The sequence below is a fragment of the Acinetobacter sp. ACZLY 512 genome, assembly GCF_023614015.1.
GTDB classification, from domain to species: Bacteria; Pseudomonadota; Gammaproteobacteria; order Pseudomonadales; family Moraxellaceae; genus Acinetobacter; species Acinetobacter soli.
In genome coordinates this window covers 236034-259403 of sequence record NZ_JAKIVI010000003.1, presented here as the reverse complement: position 1 = coordinate 259403, position 23370 = coordinate 236034, and the positions used below count along the sequence as shown (strand labels likewise).

Below are 23370 nucleotides of genomic sequence, written 5' to 3'. Positions count from 1 at the left end.
TACGCGCGCTTTACGCCCAGTAAATCCGATTAACGCTTGCACCCTCTGTATTACCGCGGCTGCTGGCACAGAGTTAGCCGGTGCTTATTCTGCGAGTAACGTCCACTCATCTTGGGTATTAACCAAAAGAGCCTCCTCCTCGCTTAAAGTGCTTTACAACCATAAGGCCTTCTTCACACACGCGGCATGGCTGGATCAGGGTTCCCCCCATTGTCCAATATTCCCCACTGCTGCCTCCCGTAGGAGTCTGGGCCGTGTCTCAGTCCCAGTGTGGCGGATCATCCTCTCAGACCCGCTACAGATCGTCGCCTTGGTAGGCCTTTACCCCACCAACTAGCTAATCCGACTTAGGCTCATCTATTAGCGCAAGGTCACAAGTGATCCCCTGCTTTCTCCCGTAGGACGTATGCGGTATTAGCATCCCTTTCGAGATGTTGTCCCCCACTAATAGGCAGATTCCTAAGCATTACTCACCCGTCCGCCGCTAAGTGATAGTGCAAGCACCATCACTCCGCTCGACTTGCATGTGTTAAGCCTGCCGCCAGCGTTCAATCTGAGCCATGATCAAACTCTTCAGTTAAAATCATTTTGCACCTTATTTATAGACAAGGTGCCAATTCTGGCTCATCAATTTTCTGACTTAAATTTCGCTCAAATAAACTTCGAGTAATTTAAACCAATCAATTAATGATAATATATATCGATTAATCAACCAGTAAAAATCCACACAAGTTGTTCTTCTATTCTCTTAATGATCTTCTCGATGATTCGTCATCATCAAGCTAGGTCGGCTATGTTACTCTAAATCTCTTCAAAGTCAACAGGTAATTTCGATATTTTTAAAACTTTATCTCCAAACCCATAACCCAACCAATCAAGCCAAGTTACTGTTTTTCAACAAGTTTCTATCTGCATCACCGCCGATGGATGTGCATTCTACACTATTTCTCACCCCTTGCAAGCTTGTTTTTATAAAAAAATAAACAAATGTTTACTTATTAACCCATTTGCTTCAATATTTTAAACGAGCAGCTATTTTTTATTCGAATTTTTCGATAAAATAGACAAAATTCACATTTTTAAAGATAATCATGAAATGTATCACAAAGTGATATCAAAGTTCTTTTTACTTACACTTCTATGCTTATCAATGGAAGTGTCTTTTGCTTCGCCTGTTCAAAATTTCTATACATTAACTTTATCAATTATGAGTTATAGCAAACTCTCCACAGGAAGCAATACCACACTGTGCGTAATTGATAACCCAGCAGCAGCAGGAATTTTCCAGACACAGATTAAACAATCTACTTATGGATACAAAGTCCAATCTATTCCTGCAGCTAGTTTTGTTAAGACGCAATGTCAGGCCGTTTATTTTTCAAGTCAAACACCTACGCAGCAAGAAGCATTAATCAATAGTTATCCATCCCACTCATTACTGTCTTTTAGTGCCAATAATATTGATTGTGAAATTGGAAGTATTTTTTGTTTATATCAGCAAAAAGGGAAATCTACTTTTAAAGTTAATTTAGATACGCTCAGTCGCTCTCAAATTCGTATAGATCCCCGCGTTTTACTTTTAGCCAAAAATGCGGAGTAAGTTATGATTTCTCGGCTGTATAAGTCCAACTCATTGCATAGCGTATTCCGCAGATCTCAAGCAACGATTTTTGCGATTACCTTAATTATCTGTTGTTTTACCTTTGTATCAATTTCTACCTTTACAATGGAAACATATACCAAACAGAATTTAAATATTTTGAGTCTAGCTGTCAGTGAGCGTATACAACCTGCGGTGGTTTTTCGGGATCAACAAACAATTTCGCAAATTTTAAATGAATATACCTCACAGCACTCTATCCGAAGCATTGAGGTTTTCGACAATCAAAATATTCAATTAGCCAATAGCACCAAGAGCAAAGCTTACTATTCCAGATTACAAGTTTTACTTGATCATGTTTTTCTAAAAGACCCCGTAAAACTTAAAATTTTTCATAATAACCAGCAAGTCGGACAACTGATCATCTACGGAAGTTCAGAGCGTATTTTACAATTTATTGTTACTATTTTAATTGGATTGGCAGTGGTCATGTTATTTATGATTATTGCATTGTGGTGGTCAACCAACTCCACCTATCGCTATATCATGCAATCAATGCAACCACTGACTCAAACCGCACAAATTGTTAGCGATCAAAAGGCATACAACCTTCGCTTTCCAAAAAATAATATTAAAGAATTTCAAGATCTAAATGATGTGTTTAATCAACTTTTACATGAGATTCAAACTTGGCACACACATCTTCAAGATGAAAATCATCAATTGTCTTTTGAAGCCAAGCATGATCATCTTACCGCATTGCCGAATCGCAGTTATTTTTATAGTCAACTGTTACATTTGTTTGAGCAACCGAGCTTACGCTCAAATTCGGCTTTAATTTTTATCGATAATAATCAGTTCAAGCGAATTAACGATCAATACGGTCATCCGGCAGGCGATGCAGTTTTAATCGAAATGGCCCAGCGTTTAAAATCACGTATTCGTCAGCATGATTTTATTGCGCGTTTGGGTGGTGATGAATTCGCCATACTTTTAGAATCTGTGCATCAACGTGATCATCTGATTACGATTGCCGAACACTTATTAGAAAGCTGCAAAAAACCGCTCAGTTTTAATGAGCATCAGATTTATTTCAGTTTCAGTATTGGTATTGCTTTTTCCCAGTTTGCCTCGACTCCCGAGGAACTGATCACACAAGCCGATCAGGCCATGTATAAAGCAAAACATCTCCATCATCATTGGTGTATCCACACCCCCTAACCGATAGGCCCCTTATTATGTTTAGTCATCCGTTTAAGATATCGATTTTAGCTGCCATTTGTCTTGTACTTTCCGGTTGTCTAAGCTTCGGGCCGCTAAAGTACAAGCAAGTTCAACTTTTGAAAAAGGAAGGTTTTGTACAAACTGAGGAAGGCTGGACACTTGGCCTACCTGAACGTTTACTCTTTGATTTTGACAAGTCTGAAGTCAATCCGAACCATCGAAATGAATTGGTGCGATTGAGCAATCAACTCAATAAGTATGGGTTACACAAACTTAAAGTGGTGGGATACACAGATAATATTGGCAATCCAGACTATAACATCAAGCTCTCGCAAGCACGTGCTCAGAGCGTAGCCACTATTTTTGTTGAGCAAGGTTTTGTGCGTAGCAATATTCAAACTATTGGTCGTGGTGCTTCTCAACCGTTATTACCTAACACCACCGAAGCAAATCGTGCAGCCAATCGACGCGTAGCGATTATTATTGTGCCGTAATCGAATTGTTCATAAGTTAATACAAAGTTAAATACCGCTTTGTATTAACTTTATAAAATGATAAAAACAACAGACGTAAAAAAACCGCAATAAAGCGGATTTTTTATTTACATCTTTAATTTTTTAAAGATGGTCGGAGCAGTAGGATTCGAACCTACGACCCCCTGGTCCCAAACCAGGTGCACTACCAGGCTGTGCTATGCTCCGAAATTGGGGTGAATGACGGGATTCGAACCCGCGACAACTGGAATCACAATCCAGGGCTCTACCAACTGAGCTACATCCACCACTACTGTGGGTTCTACATTACCAAGCTAATCTACCAAATGGCGCGCCTGACAGGATTCGAACCTGTGACCATCCGCTTAGAAGGCGGATGCTCTATCCAACTGAGCTACAGGCGCATGACCGATGATAAAAAAATATCATGCGATACTTCCGCCGATTAATTGGTCGGAGCAGTAGGATTCGAACCTACGACCCCCTGGTCCCAAACCAGGTGCACTACCAGGCTGTGCTATGCTCCGTCTTCTCAGCTTTTACTGTATCGCACATCGTGCGGTACGGTGTGCATTCTAGGCGGGACGCTCAACCACGTCAACACCTAGAATTAAAAAAAGTTAAAAAACGTTATCAAATGTATATTTAACAAGCATTTTAGCGTTTTAGTGATGTACTAAAGCTCAACATTCGATCTAAAGGAAGTTTGGCACGTTCGGCAAGTTGTGAATCGACATGAATTTCTTGATCAGCATGCTGTAACACATGCAAAATCCCATCTAGCTCGTTCATTGCCATCCATGGGCAATGTGCACATGAACGACAGGTTGCTCCCTCACCCGCAGTCGGTGCTTCCACCAGAATTTTATCTGGCACAGCTTGCTGCATCTTGTAAAAAATTCCGCGATCCGTCGCCACAATCAAACGTTGATTAGGTAAAGTCTGGGCCGCCTTAATCAATTGAGATGTACTGCCTACTGCATCGGCAATATCAACCACTGACTCGGGTGATTCAGGATGTACAAGCACCGCAGCATCTGGATAGAGCGCTTTCATATTGGCGATGCCACGGGCACGAAACTCTTCATGCACAATGCAAGCGCCATCCCAAAGCAACATATCGGCACCCGTTTTTTTCTGGATATAACGACCAAGATGCTGATCGGGTGCCCAAATAATTTTTTCACCTAGACTGTCGAGATGCTCAATGATTTCAACAGCACAACTCGATGTTACCACCCAGTCTGCACGAGCTTTCACCGCGGCTGACGTATTGGCATAGACCACTACGGTATGATCTGGATGCTGATCGCAAAACGCAGTAAATTCATCGACAGGACAGCCTAGATCCAACGAACAGGTGGCTTCAAGCGTCGGCATCAGAATAGTTTTCTCAGGCGACAGAATCTTGGCGGTTTCTCCCATAAACTTGACACCTGCCACGACCAAAGTTGTGGCTTCGTGGTCACGGCCAAAACGCGCCATTTCAAGTGAATCTGACACGCACCCGCCTGTAGCCTCTGCCAATTCCTGAACATCTGGATCGCAATAATAGTGTGCCACCAGAACAGCATTGCGTTTTTTGAGTTCTTCCTTGATTTGAGCGAACTTAGCCTGTTTAACTTCTGGACTTAAGTGGTGATCCTTTGGCTCACCTAAACGATCTAAATGCGCTTGCACGATTACTTTTGCATCATTTGCAATTAAAGTCGCATCATTCATAAAACGTCTTCTCTATTCTCTGGCTAGCATTTTGCGAGCGCTAAACGTTAAGGTAACTCAGTATTGAGGCAGATGAGCTACTCAAAAAATTGATGTAAAAAAACCTCACGAATGAGGTTCTTTTATCGATCTGAATTAAGATCGATAATCCGCATTAATCTTGACGTAATCATACGATAGATCGCAGGTATATACAGTATCTTTTGCAGTGCCACGACCCAAATCTACGCGAATGGTCATTTCAGCTTGCGCCATGACGCGCGCGCCCTGCTCCTCGGTATAATCTGCCGCAGCACCTCCGTCACGACAAATCTGAACATCATCCAGCCAGACTTGTACTTTGCTAGAATCGAGTGCCGGAACACCCGCCTTACCAATGGCCATTACTATTCGTCCCCAGTTTGGATCGGATGCAAACATGGCCGTTTTGATTAATGGTGAATGCGCAATACTATAGGCGACATCGCAGCATTCCTGAGTATTTTTTCCACCCTCAACGGCAACAGTAATGAATTTGGTTGCCCCTTCGCCATCACGCACAATTAATTGTGCCAAACGGTTCATAACGCGCTGCAATACCTCAAGAAGCGTAGCATAACGAGGATCATGTTCGTTGCTAATTGTTTCACCCCCGGCTTGTGCAGTTGCTACAAAGATACATGAATCGTTAGTTGATGTGTCACCATCGATGGTAATTCGGTTAAATGACTGCTCGACCGTGGTTTTAAGCAACTGTTCCGTCATGGCTTGACTGATTGGCGCATCTGTTGCAACAAAGCCCAACATGGTCGCCATATTCGGACGAATCATTCCCGCCCCTTTGCTGATACCAGTCATGGTGTATAACACGCCATCTAGTTCGAATTGCTCGGAGGCACCTTTTGGCGTGGTGTCTGTGGTCATGATCCCGTAAGCAGCATCAGTCCATGCATGATCGTTTAAGTCAGTCAGTGCCGGTTGAATACCTGCGAGCAAACGCTCGATTGGGAGTTGCTCACCAATCACGCCAGTTGAAAAGGGTAAAATCTGATTCGGTTGTACGTGTGCAAGCTCTGCCAGTTTTTCACAGGTTTTTTGTGCGTTTAACAAACCTATGTCACCCGTAGCGGCATTGGCATTGCCCGTATTGATAATTAAGTAACGTGTCGCATTTTCTGTTAAATGTTGTTTTGATACTTGTACGGGCGCTGCGGCAAATGCACTTTGGGTAAATACGCCTGCAACACTTGAACCCTCTACAAATTCAAAAATGACCAAGTCTCGTCGATTTGGATAACGCACATATGCCTCAGTTGAACCAATTTTCACCCCTTTCACCACATGCATGTGCGGCATTGTTACGTCACCAACAGCCATTTTGAAATCCCACTGTGTTTGTTATCGGAAAAAGAAAAGCTTAGAGCAATTAATCAGAAAAATCGAGCATTGTGCGATTTGATTTTTTAGATGACTGGATATTAAAAAAGCCAGCATGCAGGCTGGCTTTTTTTCATAAAATACTTAGTTGGTTGCTGGCTGTGTATTGGTTGCCAACAACGCTTGTTTGGCTTTTTCTTGACTGGTAACAGACAATGCAGGGTTTGATGCCACAATACGGTTTGCATTGGCAGAATTGACTGCTGCAATGGCCGCAGTTTTAAGCACAATCGGACGATTCCCGGTGTTGCCTAAAGTATAACGAATACCCGTACGCGGACTGATCACTGTGGTGCTGTCATTTTGCACCATCACTTGTGCAGTTGTTGGGCCTTGTGCAGCCTGTACTTTATCGACTGTTGTTGTTTGTGTATTCGATTGAGCAATCGCAAAGCCTGGAACTGCCAATGCGACAAGTGCAATTTTTTGTATTAGCTTTTTCATTGTCTAACCAAGTTTTAAGTCAAGATGTGCAAGTAAATACCATTTAATCTCTGAAACTGCAAATGATATTCACACCTTGCAACAACTCGTAAAAAAAGCAGAACATTTCTGTTCTGCTTTTAATTTAATAAGCATTCATCACAATTTAAAGACGACCGTGGCACTGCTTATACTTCAAGCCAGAACCGCATGGACACGGTGCATTTCGACTGGCTGGCGGCACAACATTTTGCTCAGCAGGAGCTTGCTCTTCAATTTCATGCGGTGTAACAGTTCCTGTCAGACCATCGACTTCGTCGTGTTCAAACGACAAACGCATTGCATCGGCCTGTTGCTGTTGCTGCGCTTCAAGCTCTGCCAACTCTTCAGGTGTCGGAATATGAACACGAGATAGATCAGTCACTACATCCGACTTGATTATACCAAGCATGTTTACAAACAGATTAAACGCTTCTTTTTTGTATTCCTGCTCAGGATTTTTCTGGGCATAGCCACGCAAGTGAATACCTTGACGTAGATAATCCATTGCTGCCAGATGATCTTTCCAGTGACGATCAAGTGAATTCAGCATAAAGTGACGCTCAAGCATTGCTGCGGATTCATCACCCATTTGCTCGCGACGTGCTCTGTAACGCGCCAGTACTTCGTCGGTAATACGCTGCACCAGTGCCTCTTCATCGAGTCGGCGATCTTCGTCTAACCACTGTTGAACAGGAAGCTCAATCCCCAGATCGACGCGCAAGGCATTTTCCAGACCTTCAATATCCCATTGATCATGGATCGACTCTGGTGGAATGAAGTTTCCAATCAGACCCGCCATCACATCATGATGCATGAGTTCAATCGCATCCTGAAGTGTATGCTCTGCCAAAACGTCATCACGTTGCGAGTAAATGATTTTACGTTGCTCGTTATTGACATCATCGTATTTCAGCAAGTTTTTACGAATATCGAAGTTACGTGCTTCTACTTTACGCTGTGCATTTTCGATAGAACGGCTCACCATTTTATGTTCGATGGCTTCGTCTTCTTTCAGACCCATCGCACGCATCATGCCAACCACGCGATCGCCTGCGAAAATCCGCATCAAGTCATCTTCAAGTGAAAGATAGAAGCGCGATACACCTGGGTCACCCTGACGACCAGCACGGCCACGCAACTGGTTATCAATACGACGTGATTCATGTCGCTCTGAACCCACAATGTGTAAGCCGCCGGCATTAAGTACGATTTCGTGATCACGTTCCCATTCTGCTTTCAGACGAGCTTCGTCTTCTGCAGTCGGATTTTCGATTTTAGCCAGTTTTGCTTTCCAGTTACCGCCCAAGATAATATCGGTACCACGGCCTGCCATGTTGGTGGCAATCGTAACAGAGTCAGGACTTCCGGCCTGTGCAATAATATCGGCTTCACGTTCGTGCTGTTTCGCGTTTAAAACCTCGTGACGAATACCTGCTTGAGTAAGCTTGTGCGACAGCACTTCACTGGCCTCAATGGTTGCAGTACCCACCAAAATAGGCGCACGCGTTTCCTGAATGGCTCTGATTTCATTCACAATCGCATCGTATTTACCGTTACGATTCAAATAAATCAGGTCATTCATGTCTTTACGAACCATCGGACGATGCGTCGGAATAATCACGACATCTAATCCGTAGATTTCTTTCATTTCAGCGGCTTCGGTATCCGCTGTACCGGTCATACCTGAAAGCTTTTTGTATAAACGGAAGTAGTTCTGGAAAGTTGTGGTGGCGAGCGTTTGGTTTTCTGGTTGAATTTCCAAACCTTCTTTGGCTTCAACCGCCTGATGTAAACCTTCAGACCAGCGACGACCCGGCATGGTACGTCCGGTATGCTCATCGACAATAATCACTTCACCGTTATGAATGATGTAGTGCACATCGCGGTGATAAAGAAAATGCGCACGAATTGCAGCGGTTACATGATGAACCAGATTAAGATTGGTTGCAGAATACAAACTTTCGCCTTCGGCGAGTAGCCCCATCTGAATCAATTCTTGCTCAACAGTTTCAAAACCCACTTCGGTCATTTCAACCGAACGTTGCTTTTCATCAATCCAGAAGTGTCCACCATCAGCCACTTTCTCTTCTTTTTGTGGCTGTAGTTTAGGTGGAATATGATTGATTGCCGCATACAACTGTGAAGAATCTTCACTTTGACCTGAAATAATCAACGGTGTTCGTGCTTCATCAATCAAGATCGAGTCGACTTCATCGATAATGGCATAGTTCAGACCGCGCTGCTTTTTCTCTTGCAACGAGAACACCATATTGTCTCGTAAGTAGTCGAAGCCGAACTCGTTGTTGGTCCCGTAAGTGATATCGGCGTGATACGCTTCTGCTTTCTCGGTTGGAGATTGCATTGAGTAAATGGTGCCAATACTGAGGCCTAAAAACTCAAATAATGGACGGTTCAACTCAGCGTCACGCTGCGCCAAATAATCATTGACGGTAATGACATGTACGCCCTGACCACTTAACGCGTTTAAATAACACGCCAAGGTGCCCATGAGCGTTTTACCTTCACCGGTACGCATTTCGGCGATTTTACCTTCATGTAAGGTAATCCCCCCGATGAGCTGAACATCGTAGTGGCGCATTCCCATCACGCGTTTTGCAGCTTCGCGACATACGGCAAAGGCTTCGGGTAAAAGTTTATCTAAACTCTCACCGTTTTGATAACGTTGTTTGAATTCTGGAGTTTTTGCAGATAAGTCTGCATCGCTTAAAGCGGATATCGTCGGCTCGAGCGCATTGATTTGATCGACAATTTTACGCATGCGTTTGAGTTCGCGCTCATTTTTTGTACCGAAGATACCTCCGATCAGACTTACCAACATGAATGAAACTCTCTAAAAACTTGCTTATCAGATGAATAAATTTTTTCTCACTCGTTATTATGGAGCCAGAAATTTGAAGTACAAGGGGTTTAAACAAATCCTCTTAAAAAAAACTCCAGCACAACAGAAAGTTGAAAAATCAGACAGTTGCATCAACCCCAACAATTTGAGTTTTTAGCTGGCCAAGAATTTTTAGATATTTTATTTATTTCAAATACTTAATTTTTAATATATACAAAATATTTATAAGAACATACAAAAACCTTCTTTTTATTTGCAAAAGATTTAGCGCATATTAAAAACCTGCAACGCAATAACAACATATAAACGAGGTTGACTAAGATGACGTTACGTTTAGGCGATACAGCCCCTAATTTTGAACAGGAATCGAGCGAAGGTCAGATTAACTTTTATGACTACTTGGGTGATCACTGGGGTATTTTATTTTCACATCCGGCCGATTACACCCCTGTTTGTACCACCGAACTGGGATACACCGCCAAACTCAAAGATGAATTTGAAAAACGCAACGTAAAAGCGATTGCCTTGTCGGTCGATGATGTTGAGTCACATCATGGCTGGATTAAAGACATCAATGAAACCCAAAACACAACGGTTAACTTTCCGATTATTGCAGATAAAGACCGCCAGGTATCGGAGTTGTATGGTTTTATTCATCCTAATGCCAGCGAAACTGCAACTGTACGTTCATTGGTGATTATTGATCCGAATAAAAAAGTTCGACTGATCATTACCTATCCGGCATCGACCGGACGCAACTTTCATGAAGTGTTGCGTGTCATCGATTCCTTGCAACTGACCGACAACTATAAAGTGGCCACACCTGCAAACTGGCAACAAGGCGAAGATGTGGTGATTGTGCCGTCAATCAAAGATGAAGCTGAACTCAAAGAGCGCTTTCCGAAAGGTTATAAAGCCGTTAAGCCGTACCTGCGCCTCACTCCACAGCCCGACAAAGACTAATCATTCGCACTAAAATGCCCGTTGAAATCACGGGCATTTTTATTTTGATTCAAGATATTCTCTCTTGGATCGCCCCATATTTTGCGGTATAAAAGTTCAAGGTTCTCTTGATTTATTCCGCCATGATCTATCAGATTCATCACTTGCACTGTGGCACGATGTGTCCGGTATGCGCACCTCTTGTCGGTCAATCGGGATGGCGAGCACATATCATTTGTCATTGCTTGTTGCTCGAAACAGATCAGGGATTGGTACTTATCGATACCGGTTTAGGCATTCAGGATTATCTTCATCCCAAGCAGCGGATTGGGTCTTTCTTGTTAGATATTGGTCAAATCGAACTCAATTTTGAATACAGTGCTATTCAGCAAATCCAAAAATTGGGATTTAGTGCCAAAGACGTCCGACATATTTTTGTTACGCATTTAGATTTTGATCATGCGGGAGGAATATCAGATTTTCCTGAAGCAACTGTGCATGTACTGGCGTCTGAATTTAACGCCACACAGTCATTTAATTTAAAAAACCGTCTACGATACAAAACCGCTCAGTTTAAAAAGCATCGTTACTGGAACTTTGTAGAACATACGCAGGGTGAACCTTGGTTTAATTTTGAGAAGGTTCAGGCTGCCCCACAGTTTAACGACGAGATTTTAATGATTCCTCTTCTGGGACACTCCGCTGGTCATTGTGGGATTGCCATTAAACACTATCAGCGCGGCTGGACACTTTTTTGTGGTGATGCCTATTTTTCTCATCAACAGCTTAAACCAGACTATAAACAAAAAGGACTGGCGCTTTTTGAGCGTGTACTGGCGTATGACAACAAGAATCGACTACATAATTTGGCGCGCTTACAGCATATGGCACAGCATGAGCCTGAGATCGAGCTCATTTGTGCACATGATGTGGTTGAGTTTGAACGCTATCAAAATCTAGCGTTACCTTCAATATGATAAAAAATGGGCTCTATACAATGACTTGAGCCCATAAAATACATTTTCTAATTAACTTCTTTGCATTTCTTGCGCTTGAAGCTTAAGCTGCTTTTCTTCCATTTCTTCCACAGGAAGACTCAAAATACTTTTCTCACCTTCACTATGCGCCACCAGAGTAGCCCCAATCGCATCTCCCCACATATTTACAGATGTACGGAACATATCCAAAATTCGATCTGTTACTAAAATAAGGCCAATCGCTTCAGCTGGTAAGCCAACCATCGTTAAGATTAAGGTAATTGCAACCAAGGAGGCAGCAGGCACAGCAGCCACACCAATCGAGGTCAAAACCGCAGCGATAACAATAAAAAACTGTGTCGTCAACGACAGGTGCATACCATAAGCTTGCGCAATAAAAATAACGGCCACACACTCGTATAAAGCAGTTCCGTTCATATTTACTGTTGCACCCAATGGCATCATAAAACTGGTTACGCGCTTTGAAATTCCAGCACGATTATGCGCACATTCCATATTAATCGGCAAAGTTGCTGCTGAACTTGCTGAAGAAAAAGCAGTGAGCAATGCAGGAAACATAGCTTGTAATAAGCGAACTGGTGATCGTCGTGTTAAGATTTTAACTGCAAGTGTACTGACCACAAATGCATGAACAAATAGCGCCACCACAACAGTTAAGAAAAACCATGCTAATGGCTGCATAGCATCAAAACCAGTCCGTGTCACAATCGCAGCAATCAAACCGAATACGCCAATTGGAGCAAAGCTAATGATGAGCATGGTAATTTTCATAATGACATCATAACTGGCATTTACAACATCTTTGAGTGTTTCTGCTGCTTTTCCGTTCGTTTTATTTAGAAAAAAACCACAGAGCAAAGCAAATACAATCAAACCTAATAGCTGATTATCTCCAGCAGCTTGTACTAAATTAGCGGGGAAGAATTGCAGGAGAATTTGTCCAAAATCTCCAATTGAACGGCCTTCTACACGCTGCAATACATCCGTGGTACTAGCGGCTAAGCCCAACATTTCTTTGGCAGGTACACCATTGATAATGCCCGGCATGAAGATATTAGCAGCAGCAAGCCCAATAAAAACTGCCACAGTACAACTTACTAAATAAAAAGAGGTTGTTTTAAAACCCAACCTACCAATATGATCATCGTTTCCAACACTAATCATACCATTCACCACTGCGAGCATAATCAATGGTATAACCACCATTTTTAGTGCATTTAAGAAGATATCACCTAAAAGAGTGTAAAGTCCTAAAACAGGAATACCAAATAATCGTCCGTCCACATTGGTTAGAAAACCAAAAACTGCCCCCAATATCATCGCCATAAAAATGAGATGATGTAATTTAAGTTTCTTCATAACTATTAACTCAACGCATTTGAACCCTGCTCTTAAATCGAAAATTTCGATCTATTTCGCTTTATTGAACAATAATTACATGAAGATTGAATTTTAAAAACAATGTTTATTAAATTAACCTTAAAAAAAATAGATTTAACACACAAAAGCTTATTTTTTAGTCAAAAAAAGACCAACACACAATATGTTGGTCTTTTTTATAAAAACATTATGGTTGAAAGAAGAATAATTGCTGTCCAATTCAACGGTTGAGTTGATGATTAACGTTGATCTAAAGGAACCCAGTCGATCACCCAAGCAGATTTCATGTTCAAACTTGGATCTGTCACAATTTTCTTACGCGCTGCATCGGCCGCATCACGATCTTTCGATGGTCCGACCATAATCCGAATCCCTTTAGATGTTGGGCTCGTCGTGACTTTATAACCTTTTGCACGCAGCTTTGACACCACTGCATCTGCATTGGCCTGATTGGCTGCCAGTGCTACCTGCACCATCCAGTTTTTATCTCCATGCTCCAGCAATTCACGTGCTTTCTCTGCTTCGGCTTTTTTCTTGGCATCTTCTTTCTTGGCGTCGTCTTCTTTACGCTTTTTATCTTCCTGTGCTTTTTTCTCAGCTTCGGCTTTGCGTTTAGCCTCTGATGCTTTTTTCTCAGCATCAAGCTGACGCTGTTTTTCGTCCGCGGCTTTTTTATCGGCATCGGCTTTACGCTTGGCTTCTTGCTCTTTCTTGAGCTGATCGGCTTTTTTTTGCGCGTCAGCTGCTAAACGTTGCTGCTCAAGTGTTTTTTTTTCTGCCTCACGCTTTTGTGTGTCTACATTGGCTGTAGATTTAGTGCTTTGAGCGGTATTTTTCTTTTCTTCGACTACTTCAGGCGGAATATTGTCAGAACTTTGCTGAGCAGCTTGGCGACGTGCATTGATGGCAGCATATTCCTCTGCGGCCTTACGCGCGGCATCGGCCTCGGCCTGTTGCTGCATGGCTAAAAATTCAGCTGCACGTGCTTCTTGCTCGGCAACTGATTTCTCCCGCGCACGACGTTGCTGTTCAAGTAATTTCTTCTCTGTTTCAACATCAACTGTCATGGACTGCAATTGTACGGGCGCAGTTGAATTGGCATCTTTTGTGGTTTGTTCCACTTTTTGCTGTTGTTCTTCAACGTGTGTCTGATGTATTTCTTCTTTGCCTTTGAGTAGCAACGCAGCCAACAATACCCCACCACCCAATAAAACAACGCCACCCATCCAACGCTGTTTGCTGTTCATTGACATTCTTCCAAATACTCCCAAACCGCTTCTAATGTATGAAACGATCCACAAACCAAAATCAACTGATGCGGTTTAACCTTCGCAATTGCAGTGCTAAATGCGTCTTGAATGCTGTCAAATGTTTGAGTTGTTTGATCTTTCAATGCATGCATGAGGTGTTCGAGCGATGCAGCACGCGGGTTATTCAGCGGCGCTACATGCCAACTCGTAATGGCAGGTTTAAGCAAATCAACCACGGTTGAGATGTCTTTGTCTGCCAGCATCGAAAAGACAGCAATCACTTCTGTGTATTGTTTATTGTATTCTAAGAAATTTCGCAATTGCTTTAACAAAAAATCAACACCATGCCCATTATGGCCAGCATCAAAAATAACGGTCTTTTGCTCAATATTTCGTAGTTCAAAGCGGCCTAAGAGTTTAGCATTTTGAATACCTTGGCAAATTGCATCCTGCGAGACTGTAACGTCACTCATCAAGATTGCTGCAACTGCGGTGGCTATATTTTCAACTGCCAACGAACCTGTAGGAAGTTGTAGCGTCACTCCCGCACTGGCAAATTGCCAAGTGTTGGGTGTCTCTGCAAGCTGATAGAAATAATCACGCTGTGCAACTTGCAAGTTGGCACGGCATTCTGCGGCTTTGCTTGCAATTGCATCGGGAAGCGTTTGTAGCCCGCCAAACACAACCGGAATGTCAGGACGAATAATTCCTGCTTTTTCAAAGGCAATTTTTTCGATGGTATCGCCGAGCCAATCGGTATGATCGAGTCCGATATTGGTAATGACCGCGACATCAGGGTCAATCACATTGACCACATCAAGACGTCCACCCAAGCCAACTTCAAGCACCCAAATATCGCAGGCTTGTTTCTGAAAGATCAAAAATGCCGCCAATGTGGTGGCTTCAAAAAATGACAGGCTTAAACCACATTCACGGCGCGCCTGATCCACTTGAACAAATGCTTCAATAAGTTCCTGATCGGTTGCTTCTTGACCTGCCAGCTTAACGCGCTCGTTAAAGCGGTAAATATGTGGAGATTGATATAACCCCACCTTGTAGCCTTGTGCCTGTAATATAGACGCCAAAACAGTGGTGGTTGAGCCTTTGCCATTGGTACCGGCAACGGTAAATACCTTGGCTGAGGGCTGTGTTACCCCCAGTTTTTGGGCCACAGGGAGGACGCGCTCTAGGCCCAAATCAATCCCTGTAACATGAACATGGCCCCAGTACGTGAGCCATGTCATTAAATCATCATTTATACGTGGAGCGTCAAGTTTCAAGGCAAGTTCATCAGCTTAGATACAATGCGAGATACAGTATCACGTAATGCATGACGATGAACAATTTGATCGACCACACCATGATCAAGCAAGTATTCAGCGCGCTGGAACGGCTCTTCTAATGTTTCACGTACGGTTTGCTCAATCACTCGCTTACCAGCAAAGCCGATCATGGCTTTAGGCTCGGCAATGTGCACATCGCCCAGCATCGCCAAAGATGCAGTTACACCACCGTAAACTGGATGAGTCAATACCACGATATACGGCAATCCTGCATCTTTCATACGCTGAATTGCAGCAGATGTACGCGCCATTTGCATGAGCGACAACATACCTTCTTGCATACGTGCGCCGCCTGATGCAGCAAAACAGATCAAGGCTTGTTTTTGCTCAATTGCACGTTCGGCTGCTTGAACAAAACGATCCCCTACAACCGTACCCATTGAGCCGCCCATAAAGTCAAACTCAAATGCACAGGCAATCATTGGAACATTATTAAGTGTACCCTGCATCACCACCAAAGCTTCAGTTTCACCTGTTTTGGTTTGCGCTTCACGCATACGCTCTGGATAAGGTTTGCTGTCGATGAATTTAAGTGGATCTTTGGCTGCAAATTCCTGACCCAACTCGGTGGTCACCTGATCAAAGAACCATGTCAAACGATCACGAGCTTTCATGCGCAAGTGTTCATCGCATGACGGACACACATAGGCATTAAATGCAATGGCAGTACGAGTAACCAGTGCATGACATTCAGGACATTCGATTGTCGGTTCAGTCGAAGTGGCTTTAAGGGCTTGCTGCTCATTGGCAACCTTGATTCCCGGCACTTGACGTTGTGTCCATGGCGTCGATGGGTTTAGGATTTTACCTGGTTTCACTTCTTGATTCATACTAACTCATCGAGCGCAGCTCGAAGCTCCTTGACTTTATTGACCGTTTGTTCAACCGCTTGGTCGATTGCTAACGTAGCAAAAGGTTTAACAAAAGCACTTCCCACAATCACGGCGTCTGCAACTTCACCCATTGCTTTGGCTGAGGCTGCATCACTAATTCCAAATCCGACACCCACCGGAATCGAGGTTTTGGTTTTAATTTTTGCAATGCGCGCTGCAGCTTCTGCAACATCGAGCGTCGCCGCACCCGTCACACCTTTGAGCGATACGTAGTAGATAAAACCACTGGCCTGATTGACCACATGCTGAATACGCTCATCGGTCGAGGTTGGCGCCAGCAAGAAAATCTGATCCATATCATGCTGTTTCAGCACAACATCAAACTCTTTGGCTTCTTCTGGGGGTAAATCCACAAGCAATACACCATCGACACCGCATTCTTTAGCGTATGCGGCAAACTTTCCGTAACCGATGACTTCAACTGGATTGAGATAGCCCATCAAGACCACAGGCGTTTCCTGATCTTTCTCACGAAACGCTTTGATCATATTCAAGGCATCCATCGTACTGGTTCCACCTGCCAATGCACGTTCGGCAGCCAATGCAATCACTGGACCATCCGCCATTGGATCGGAAAAAGGTAAACCAAGCTCAATGACATCAACACCAGCTTCGACCATCTGATGCAACAATGGCACAGTAACCTGTGGCTGTGGATCACCTGCCATCACATATGAAACCAGTGCTTTACGTTGTTTGGATTTAAGCTGTTCAAAACGGGTGGCGAGACGTGACATAGGGTTGTGCTTTCCTTGATTATTTAAAACTGAGGAGTTGTTTGTAGAAATACAAGACACCGCATTTTAACGCTATTTTTTGTTCATTGAACAGTATCGACATTGTGCGATGCATTTATCTTTAGTATTTCATACAACCCATGGCGTACATTTATCAATATTTTGACTTATTTCTCAATGATCAAAGCTTCCTATTTTTTAAAATACTATTGTGTACATTCGATGCAGCTTTGTTCACAAATAATTAAAAAAACAAACTAAAATATAGAGTTATATGATTAGGTGAAATTTTAAAGTCGCCATTTTGATTGTTCAAAATAGCTTTTTTGATTTTCTTGCTGATTGTGGACAGTTGAATGACAAGAAAAACTGTCTGAGAACTGGTCTATTTTGAGGTATGAGTTGCTGAATCGATACGATGACGTTCGCGAAATTGTTTCGGTGTTTCCCCCGTCCAGCGTTTAAAGGCACGGCCAAAGGCGCTCTGGTCGGCATAGCCTAATAATTCAGCAATTTCTGAAAGCCGGCGCGACTGTTTCAGATATAATTGGCTTTGCTGTAACCGAAATTCATCCACGATTTCCTGAAAATTGAGTGCATGCTGCTTGAGATGGCGCTGTAAGGTTCGTTCGGAGATATGCATTTGCTGTGCAACGTAAGCTTGCAAAATCTCGTTTTTCTCTCGAAAAGCCTGTGCGATGAGGCCCCAGATGCGCTGCTTGAGCTGTTGCTGACGATATTCTAGAGAATCTGATGCACGCAAACTTTGCTGTGCCTGATTGGACAAGATTTGATTGAGTTGCTGATCTGCACCAAAACTGCGTGCTTTTAAAACGCGTTCTGAAAAATAAATACGATAGTCACCAGAGACGACTGCTGCGGCGCAGTGATAGAAGCGTGAATAATGCATGAGCGGCAAAGTAGGTAAAAAGCCGAGCTGAACCTGTGTTGGAGGAACCAGAGGCTCCTGTACAATGATTTGTGCAATTTTAAAAATAAGTGCCTGATTCAGCTCATACACCTCCCGATAGTCGATCCAGAGCGCTCCCCAACTGACCTGTATTTCTTGATCATGTTCGATAATTTTAAGCTGCTCAACATTGGTTTGCTTAAAAATGAGGGAATAATATTGTTCAAGCAGTAACAGCGCCTGCTGAAGATTTAAGCTGGTTGATGCCAGATAACCCATCAGCCCCACATCTTGAAGTGTGGCATGTTCGGCTAAAATTAAACTGACGGGTCTTGCAAGCACGGTTTGCATTTGCCTGAGCAGACGCACATAGGTGTCTATGTCAAATCCTTGCTCATCATTTCCATCGAGTGCTTTAGAGAAGCTCTGCCAGTCCACTGCGCGTTCTGTACACTCAGCCAGATGCTCAAGCTGATAATGCCGTCGAACCCGTTCGAGTAAACGAAGATAACCAATAATGATTTTTAATGACATGATGCGCGCTCTGATGTCCCTGTCGCTATTTGTATAAAAATTGGCAATAACTGTCAAAACAAACCAGACGATTGTCGCCATACTGAACTGAATCAGTCGATGAGAATTAAAACAATGAACGCACATGTCCAGTATCAGGTCGATCCGGTGGTTCGTATGCATTTGGATTTTAGACTCGAAGATGTTCCGCGCTTCTGGTTTGCAGGCGATCCTTTTCGAACCCGGATCTTCGATGCCTTGAGTCTGACTTTTCCAGAAGGCGAACGCTATTTCATTGAATGTGTTCGTATGTTTCGAGACAAGCTTCAAGATGAAGACTTACAAGCTCGCGTTGCCGATTTTATTAAACAAGAAGCTCAGCATGGCATTGCGCACGATAAAATGAATCAACTGATGAAGTTACAGGGAATGCCTGTCGATCAGTTTACAGCAACCCTTAAAAAGATCTTCCGTTTCGAGCTCACGCGACGCTCCAAGCAATACAATATCGCCATGACGGCTGCCGCCGAACATTTAACAGCGTTAATGGCCGACACTTTTTATCGTAAAAAAGCGACTCTGGAGAATGTTCATCCATATGTACGCGCGTTGTTGGCTTGGCATGCCATTGAAGAGATGGAACACCGTGATGTGGCGTTTGATGTGATGAAACAGGTGGGTGAAGTCCCTGAAACAACACGCAAACTGGCGTTGGTGATCACAACGCTGCTGATGTCTGGTTTTACCATGTACCGCGCCAATGTGATGCTGCGCTGTGATGGTTTTACTGCACGTGAACGCTTGCAGTTATTTCGACGTGGCTTGCCTTGGTTTATTGGCCCAAATGGCATTTTAACTGCCATGAAACAACCTTATAAAGATTGGTTTAAAGCCGATTTTCATCCGAGTCAGCATGCGGTGATTCATCAATATGAGGTCTGGGTAAAAACCTTTGAAGCAACCCGCGATCCAATTGTAGCCGGTCAGGCATTTTGGGAAGCAGGCCACTAGGCCTGCCTCGTTTTCGCTTTTACCATTTGGCATAATGCTGTTCGAGCAAACCAAGCTCCTGCTCGAACTCAAGACGGTCTTGACCTTCTATGTCGATAGTGCCACTGATTCTGGCTTGCCACTGACTAAAACGACTGCCTACCATTCGTAGATTCAGATTTTCATAGCGTCGCCAGCCTGTGGTGACCTTCAAGTTGAGTTTGCGATCAAGAGAATGTATCTGCCAGTGATGTGCATCCAGTTGTTCAAATAAAACATCTGCTACAGGATAAAGTACACCGTTGACCCAGATACAGTTTTCGTTACCAAAACTTTCATTTACGCCCGATGCCAGATTAATTCCAATTTTTTGATCTTGTGAATGCCAGAAATTACAAGATAACCAGAACCATGCTGTCTCTGGACGCAAGAATCCGCAGGTATCATCAAGTGATGCCATGCTTTTCTGGTAAAATTCAATTAATTGCCCTTGTTTATTAGTAAAACATCCTTCAACTGTCAGTGCAGTTTTTTTATGCGTGTAGGTCCAGCCGTTGATCCCATTGGGAGAACACAAACTCAAAGCTTGGGTGCCTGCACAAAAAATACGTGCACTGAGAAGAATTTCACCATAGCGAGTCACACGGATATAACGAACGCCATTTGCATGCTGCATATCTAGCTCAAATGCTGATGCATAAAAAAAGCTATGGTTAAACAGCGGTTGCTCATCGACTTGTGTTTTACGGGCAAAGGGTTGTAGCGCGTTCCATTCAAGCACTTCTTGGGTGGCATGATTATACAAATAAAAAAAACCGTGTCCGGCCCAACCAATGTCTGCAATCGCGACACCTAAGGTATAGTGCTGATGCTGAATACTACAAAACTTAAACTTTTTATATTTTATTTTTTTACGCCATCCCCGCTCTACCTTGCCATAAGGTGATTTATAGATGTAGCGTTCGGTACTAATAGCAGACGGTTGCTGGGAAAAACGTCCAAATCGCGGCTGACCGTTGTCCTGAATTAAATCCATGTATTCGGCTCCATGACGAAGCACACTCCTTTCAAATCGCTGATTTATTCTTGGGCTTATCAATATATGATTTATTATTACAACTTTAGTCTAAGAGAACTCACTCTAAAATTAAATAAGTATTTTCCCAAACGGTCGAAATAAACGTGCCCTCACTCAAATGCAGATATCGCCCAGCCACGTGGTCGACTGGAATACAATCATCGATATCCAAAATACGATCGGTGTGGCCTTTTTGCCAAAATGTCGGCAGTAAAGTCTTGGCTTGCTGTTTGGCTTCTGAAGCGCTCTGTGCCACCACAAATTTATAGCGATGAAGCTCACCAAATTCATCTGGACAATAACCGCCTAAATTGATTAAAAAAAGTTTGAGATCGTCGTGACGCGGCTGATGCTGTGCAAATTCAATTTTGTAACTATGCGCATGTTGTTTCACGCCATTTAATTTTGCCCACGCGTCGATATGCAGACCTTTTTGTTCACCAAACCATGCGGTCTTTAACTGCGGATAAATATCTTTAAGATCATCGCCGATTGCAAATACGACATCATGCACTTCGGTATTTGCACGCGCATGGCGTCCGCCGAGCATCACCATATATAAACTGGGCATCATTTTTCCTCTCAAAAAAAATGGGCCACCTCAGTCGCCCATTTTGATTTCATAGCAGGGTGATCATTACATTTCGACCATCTCGACCCCATCAATACGCGCAACCGTCATCAGGTCTTTGTCACCACGACCTGAAAGATTGGCGATAATAATCTGGTCTTTATCCATAGTTGGTGCCAGCTTGGTGACGTATGCCATTGCATGTGCACTTTCAATTGCCGGAATAATCCCTTCAATACGGGTCAGATCACGGAAGCCTTGTAAGGCTTCATCATCATCGATTGGAACATATTGCACACGCTGCATGTCTTTTAAGAAGCTATGCTCAGGACCAACGCCCGGATAATCCAAGCCTGCCGAGATACTGTGTGTCTCGATGATCTGACCCTGTGAGTCACTCATCAAATAGGTACGGTTACCATGCAATACACCAACATGCCCTGCATTGAGTGGTGCAGAATGTTTACCGGTCTCAATGCCATGCCCTGCTGCTTCAACGCCATACATTTTCACATCTGGATCGTTCAGGAACGGATGGAACAAACCAATCGCGTTAGAACCACCACCTACACAGGCCACCAGTGCATCCGGTAAGCGTCCGGCTTGCTCTTGAATCTGGCGACGTGCTTCACGTCCAATCACAGACTGGAAATCACGTACCAATTGTGGGTAAGGATGAGGCCCTGCAACCGTACCAATCACGTAATAGGTATCATCTACATTGGTTACCCAGTCACGCATGGCTTCATTCATGGCATCTTTTAGTGTTTTTGAACCGCTTTGCACCGGAACAACAGTTGCTCCCAGCAAACGCATACGGTACACGTTCATGGCTTGACGCTTCACGTCTTCTGCACCCATGAATACCACACATTCAAGACCAAGACGCGCCGCAATCGTTGCCGTTGCAACCCCATGCTGACCCGCACCTGTTTCTGCAATAATTCGCTTCTTACCCGACAATTTGGCCAGTAATGCCTGACCAATCGTGTTGTTCACTTTATGTGAACCGGTATGGTTAAGATCTTCACGTTTTAAATAGATTTGCGCACCACCAAGCTTCTTCGACCATCGCTCAGCATAATAAAGTGGACTCGGGCGGCCTACATAATAGGCAAGATCGCGGTCAAATTCTGCCAGAAACTGTTCATCATTTTTCATACGGCTATAAAGATTTTCTAAATCTTGCAGTGCCGCCATGAGTGTTTCTGATACAAAACGTCCGCCATGAATACCAAAATGCCCACGGGCATCTGGATATTGCGTGTAGTCAATCACGTTATTTTGCTGATCCACATTGGACTCCTTGCATAAATCGTTCGATGAGTTGTTGGTCTTTAATACCTTTTGCGGATTCTACGCCCCCGCTGACATCAACAGCATAAGGCTGTGTGGTGTGGATTGCGTCCGCAATATTGTCGGGCGTTAAACCGCCTGCCAATATCAGTGGAATGTCCAATTTTGGAAATTTTGACCAATCAAATTGATGGCCGGTTCCGCCTTTCAGTTCGGGATGCCATGCATCGAGAAGCATTGCACTTGCACCAGCGGCTTGATAGCGCTGAATTTCCTGAACAATATCAAGTTCAGGTTTGACTTGAATGGCCTTATACCATCGACGCTTGCACTGCTCACCAATGAACTGGCACTGAGCAGGTGTTTCATCACCATGTAGTTGTAATACATCCAAAGCAACAGAATCAAGTACTGATTTAATTTCATTAGCGGTTGCATTAACAAATAGCCCAACCACTTGCACGTAAGCCGGAATCTTTTTGACCAATTCTGCCGCTTGTTCGGCTGTGACATTACGTGGACTAGGCGGATAAAACACCAACCCGATTGCATCTGCACCTGAATCGACAACTACTTGGATGTCTTGAGAACGGGTGATACCGCAAATTTTTGCGCGCGTTCGCATATACAAAGGCTCATTAAATTGTCTGACCATAGCCGATCTATCGGTCAGTAAACCACTATTGTA

20 protein-coding genes, 4 tRNA genes and 1 rRNA gene are annotated in these 23370 nt (G+C 43.5%); 6 read left to right on the top strand and 19 right to left on the bottom strand.

Going from position 1 to position 23370, the window contains the following annotated elements:
• Window positions 1-580: ribosomal RNA gene (locus L2096_RS05795) — 16S ribosomal RNA — on the bottom strand; the annotation flags it as partial.
• Window positions 581-1096: 516 nt separating this feature from the next.
• On the opposite strand from L2096_RS05795, the gene yfiR reads away from it, so the two are divergent.
• Genes yfiR through yfiB form a run of 3 tightly spaced genes read left to right on the top strand, consistent with a single transcriptional unit; the run spans window position 1097 to window position 3318 of the window.
• Window positions 1097-1600, top strand: coding sequence for a regulatory sequestration protein YfiR (gene yfiR, locus L2096_RS05790; RefSeq protein ID WP_502801285.1), 504 nt, complete (start codon window positions 1097-1099; stop codon window positions 1598-1600).
• A 3-nt stretch (window positions 1601-1603) separates the two neighbouring features.
• Entirely contained in the window at window positions 1604-2821 is a 1218-nt protein-coding gene (gene dgcN / locus L2096_RS05785) for a diguanylate cyclase DgcN/YfiN (protein ID WP_004933164.1), read from the top strand.
• Between the two features lie 17 nt (window positions 2822-2838).
• Window positions 2839-3318 (top strand): outer membrane lipoprotein YfiB, encoded by a 480-nt coding sequence (gene yfiB, locus L2096_RS05780; RefSeq protein ID WP_004933160.1) that lies wholly within the window; start codon window positions 2839-2841, stop codon window positions 3316-3318.
• Window positions 3319-3448: 130 nt separating this feature from the next.
• On the opposite strand, the gene L2096_RS05775 is transcribed toward yfiB, so the two are convergent.
• The 8 genes from L2096_RS05775 to secA form a co-directional block, all read right to left on the bottom strand.
• Window positions 3449-3525: transfer RNA gene (locus L2096_RS05775), tRNA-Pro, on the bottom strand.
• A gap of 4 nt (window positions 3526-3529) precedes the next feature.
• A tRNA-His gene (locus L2096_RS05770) sits at window positions 3530-3605 on the bottom strand.
• A gap of 40 nt (window positions 3606-3645) precedes the next feature.
• Window positions 3646-3722 (bottom strand) — tRNA-Arg (locus tag L2096_RS05765).
• Between the two features lie 46 nt (window positions 3723-3768).
• Window positions 3769-3845, bottom strand: a tRNA-Pro gene (locus L2096_RS05760).
• Window positions 3846-3975: 130 nt separating this feature from the next.
• The gene (nadA, locus tag L2096_RS05755; protein ID WP_250365024.1) at window positions 3976-5040 is read right to left on the bottom strand and encodes a quinolinate synthase NadA; all 1065 of its coding nucleotides are present in this window, start codon (window positions 5038-5040) and stop codon (window positions 3976-3978) included.
• Window positions 5041-5175: 135 nt separating this feature from the next.
• Window positions 5176-6396 carry a bifunctional glutamate N-acetyltransferase/amino-acid acetyltransferase ArgJ gene (gene argJ / locus L2096_RS05750; protein ID WP_250365023.1) on the bottom strand — a complete coding sequence of 407 codons (1221 nt, stop codon included), beginning with the start codon at window positions 6394-6396 and terminating at the stop codon, window positions 5176-5178.
• A gap of 144 nt (window positions 6397-6540) precedes the next feature.
• Window positions 6541-6900, bottom strand: coding sequence for a hypothetical protein (locus L2096_RS05745; RefSeq protein ID WP_004933151.1), 360 nt, complete (start codon window positions 6898-6900; stop codon window positions 6541-6543).
• Window positions 6901-7045: 145 nt separating this feature from the next.
• Window positions 7046-9760, bottom strand: a complete 2715-nt coding sequence (gene secA / locus L2096_RS05740; protein ID WP_004933148.1) for a preprotein translocase subunit SecA — start codon at window positions 9758-9760, stop codon at window positions 7046-7048.
• Window positions 9761-10102: 342 nt separating this feature from the next.
• On the opposite strand from secA, the gene L2096_RS05735 reads away from it, so the two are divergent.
• Window positions 10103-10744, top strand: coding sequence for a peroxiredoxin (locus tag L2096_RS05735; protein ID WP_004933144.1), 642 nt, complete (start codon window positions 10103-10105; stop codon window positions 10742-10744).
• 122 nt (window positions 10745-10866) lie between these two features.
• Window positions 10867-11700: an MBL fold metallo-hydrolase gene (locus L2096_RS05730; protein WP_119026330.1), complete on the top strand. Its 834-nt coding sequence runs from the start codon at window positions 10867-10869 to the stop codon at window positions 11698-11700.
• Window positions 11701-11751: 51 nt separating this feature from the next.
• Here the strand turns inward: L2096_RS05730 and L2096_RS05725 are convergent, their stop codons facing one another.
• From L2096_RS05725 to L2096_RS05700, 6 genes are all read right to left on the bottom strand, one after another.
• Window positions 11752-13080: a dicarboxylate/amino acid:cation symporter gene (locus L2096_RS05725; protein ID WP_076033528.1), complete on the bottom strand. Its 1329-nt coding sequence runs from the start codon at window positions 13078-13080 to the stop codon at window positions 11752-11754.
• 260 nt (window positions 13081-13340) lie between these two features.
• Window positions 13341-14348, bottom strand: a complete 1008-nt coding sequence (locus L2096_RS05720; RefSeq protein WP_104124636.1) for an SPOR domain-containing protein — start codon at window positions 14346-14348, stop codon at window positions 13341-13343.
• Complete coding sequence (gene folC, locus L2096_RS05715) at window positions 14345-15631, bottom strand: bifunctional tetrahydrofolate synthase/dihydrofolate synthase (RefSeq protein ID WP_502801284.1); 1287 nt, start codon at window positions 15629-15631, stop codon at window positions 14345-14347. Before folC ends, L2096_RS05720 begins: the two co-directional genes overlap by 4 nt.
• Window positions 15628-16524, bottom strand: coding sequence for an acetyl-CoA carboxylase, carboxyltransferase subunit beta (gene accD / locus L2096_RS05710; RefSeq protein WP_004933131.1), 897 nt, complete (start codon window positions 16522-16524; stop codon window positions 15628-15630). The genes folC and accD overlap by 4 nt, the downstream gene beginning before the upstream one ends.
• On the bottom strand, window positions 16521-17324 hold the full coding sequence (gene trpA, locus L2096_RS05705; RefSeq protein WP_151791135.1) for a tryptophan synthase subunit alpha: 804 nt from the start codon (window positions 17322-17324) through the stop codon (window positions 16521-16523). The genes accD and trpA overlap by 4 nt, the downstream gene beginning before the upstream one ends.
• A gap of 385 nt (window positions 17325-17709) precedes the next feature.
• The gene (locus L2096_RS05700) at window positions 17710-18768 is read right to left on the bottom strand and encodes a helix-turn-helix domain-containing protein (protein WP_076033525.1); all 1059 of its coding nucleotides are present in this window, start codon (window positions 18766-18768) and stop codon (window positions 17710-17712) included.
• A 114-nt stretch (window positions 18769-18882) separates the two neighbouring features.
• On the opposite strand from L2096_RS05700, the gene L2096_RS05695 reads away from it, so the two are divergent.
• Window positions 18883-19758 carry a metal-dependent hydrolase gene (locus L2096_RS05695; RefSeq protein WP_250365021.1) on the top strand — a complete coding sequence of 292 codons (876 nt, stop codon included), beginning with the start codon at window positions 18883-18885 and terminating at the stop codon, window positions 19756-19758.
• A gap of 19 nt (window positions 19759-19777) precedes the next feature.
• Here the strand turns inward: L2096_RS05695 and L2096_RS05690 are convergent, their stop codons facing one another.
• The 4 genes from L2096_RS05690 to L2096_RS05675 all read right to left on the bottom strand — a co-directional run bounded on the left by L2096_RS05690 (window position 19778) and on the right by L2096_RS05675 (window position 23307).
• Complete coding sequence (locus L2096_RS05690; RefSeq protein WP_250365020.1) at window positions 19778-20773, bottom strand: DUF2804 domain-containing protein; 996 nt, start codon at window positions 20771-20773, stop codon at window positions 19778-19780.
• A gap of 100 nt (window positions 20774-20873) precedes the next feature.
• Complete coding sequence (locus L2096_RS05685; protein WP_076033618.1) at window positions 20874-21386, bottom strand: DUF1543 domain-containing protein; 513 nt, start codon at window positions 21384-21386, stop codon at window positions 20874-20876.
• A gap of 66 nt (window positions 21387-21452) precedes the next feature.
• On the bottom strand, window positions 21453-22682 hold the full coding sequence (gene trpB, locus L2096_RS05680; RefSeq protein WP_004933113.1) for a tryptophan synthase subunit beta: 1230 nt from the start codon (window positions 22680-22682) through the stop codon (window positions 21453-21455).
• A complete protein-coding gene (locus tag L2096_RS05675; RefSeq protein WP_048763590.1) occupies window positions 22666-23307 on the bottom strand; it encodes a phosphoribosylanthranilate isomerase in 642 nt (213 codons plus the stop codon). Before L2096_RS05675 ends, trpB begins: the two co-directional genes overlap by 17 nt.
• Window positions 23308-23370 lie beyond the last annotated feature (63 nt).

What these genes read in the sequence shown, in the direction of transcription:
- yfiR (WP_502801285.1), top strand. Translation starts at nt 1,097, where the DNA reads ATGTATCACAAAGTGATATCAAAGTTCTTTTTACTTACACTTCTATGC.
- dgcN (WP_004933164.1), top strand. Translation starts at nt 1,604, where the DNA reads ATGATTTCTCGGCTGTATAAGTCCAACTCATTGCATAGCGTATTCCGC.
- yfiB (WP_004933160.1), top strand. Translation starts at nt 2,839, where the DNA reads ATGTTTAGTCATCCGTTTAAGATATCGATTTTAGCTGCCATTTGTCTT.
- nadA (WP_250365024.1), bottom strand. Translation starts at nt 5,040, where the DNA reads ATGAATGATGCGACTTTAATTGCAAATGATGCAAAAGTAATCGTGCAA.
- argJ (WP_250365023.1), bottom strand. Translation starts at nt 6,396, where the DNA reads ATGGCTGTTGGTGACGTAACAATGCCGCACATGCATGTGGTGAAAGGG.
- L2096_RS05745 (WP_004933151.1), bottom strand. Translation starts at nt 6,900, where the DNA reads ATGAAAAAGCTAATACAAAAAATTGCACTTGTCGCATTGGCAGTTCCA.
- secA (WP_004933148.1), bottom strand. Translation starts at nt 9,760, where the DNA reads ATGTTGGTAAGTCTGATCGGAGGTATCTTCGGTACAAAAAATGAGCGC.
- L2096_RS05735 (WP_004933144.1), top strand. Translation starts at nt 10,103, where the DNA reads ATGACGTTACGTTTAGGCGATACAGCCCCTAATTTTGAACAGGAATCG.
- L2096_RS05730 (WP_119026330.1), top strand. Translation starts at nt 10,867, where the DNA reads ATGATCTATCAGATTCATCACTTGCACTGTGGCACGATGTGTCCGGTA.
- L2096_RS05725 (WP_076033528.1), bottom strand. Translation starts at nt 13,080, where the DNA reads ATGAAGAAACTTAAATTACATCATCTCATTTTTATGGCGATGATATTG.
- L2096_RS05720 (WP_104124636.1), bottom strand. Translation starts at nt 14,348, where the DNA reads ATGAACAGCAAACAGCGTTGGATGGGTGGCGTTGTTTTATTGGGTGGT.
- accD (WP_004933131.1), bottom strand. Translation starts at nt 16,524, where the DNA reads ATGAATCAAGAAGTGAAACCAGGTAAAATCCTAAACCCATCGACGCCA.
- trpA (WP_151791135.1), bottom strand. Translation starts at nt 17,324, where the DNA reads ATGTCACGTCTCGCCACCCGTTTTGAACAGCTTAAATCCAAACAACGT.
- L2096_RS05700 (WP_076033525.1), bottom strand. Translation starts at nt 18,768, where the DNA reads ATGTCATTAAAAATCATTATTGGTTATCTTCGTTTACTCGAACGGGTT.
- L2096_RS05695 (WP_250365021.1), top strand. Translation starts at nt 18,883, where the DNA reads ATGAACGCACATGTCCAGTATCAGGTCGATCCGGTGGTTCGTATGCAT.
- L2096_RS05690 (WP_250365020.1), bottom strand. Translation starts at nt 20,773, where the DNA reads ATGGATTTAATTCAGGACAACGGTCAGCCGCGATTTGGACGTTTTTCC.
- L2096_RS05685 (WP_076033618.1), bottom strand. Translation starts at nt 21,386, where the DNA reads ATGCCCAGTTTATATATGGTGATGCTCGGCGGACGCCATGCGCGTGCA.
- L2096_RS05675 (WP_048763590.1), bottom strand. Translation starts at nt 23,307, where the DNA reads ATGCGAACGCGCGCAAAAATTTGCGGTATCACCCGTTCTCAAGACATC.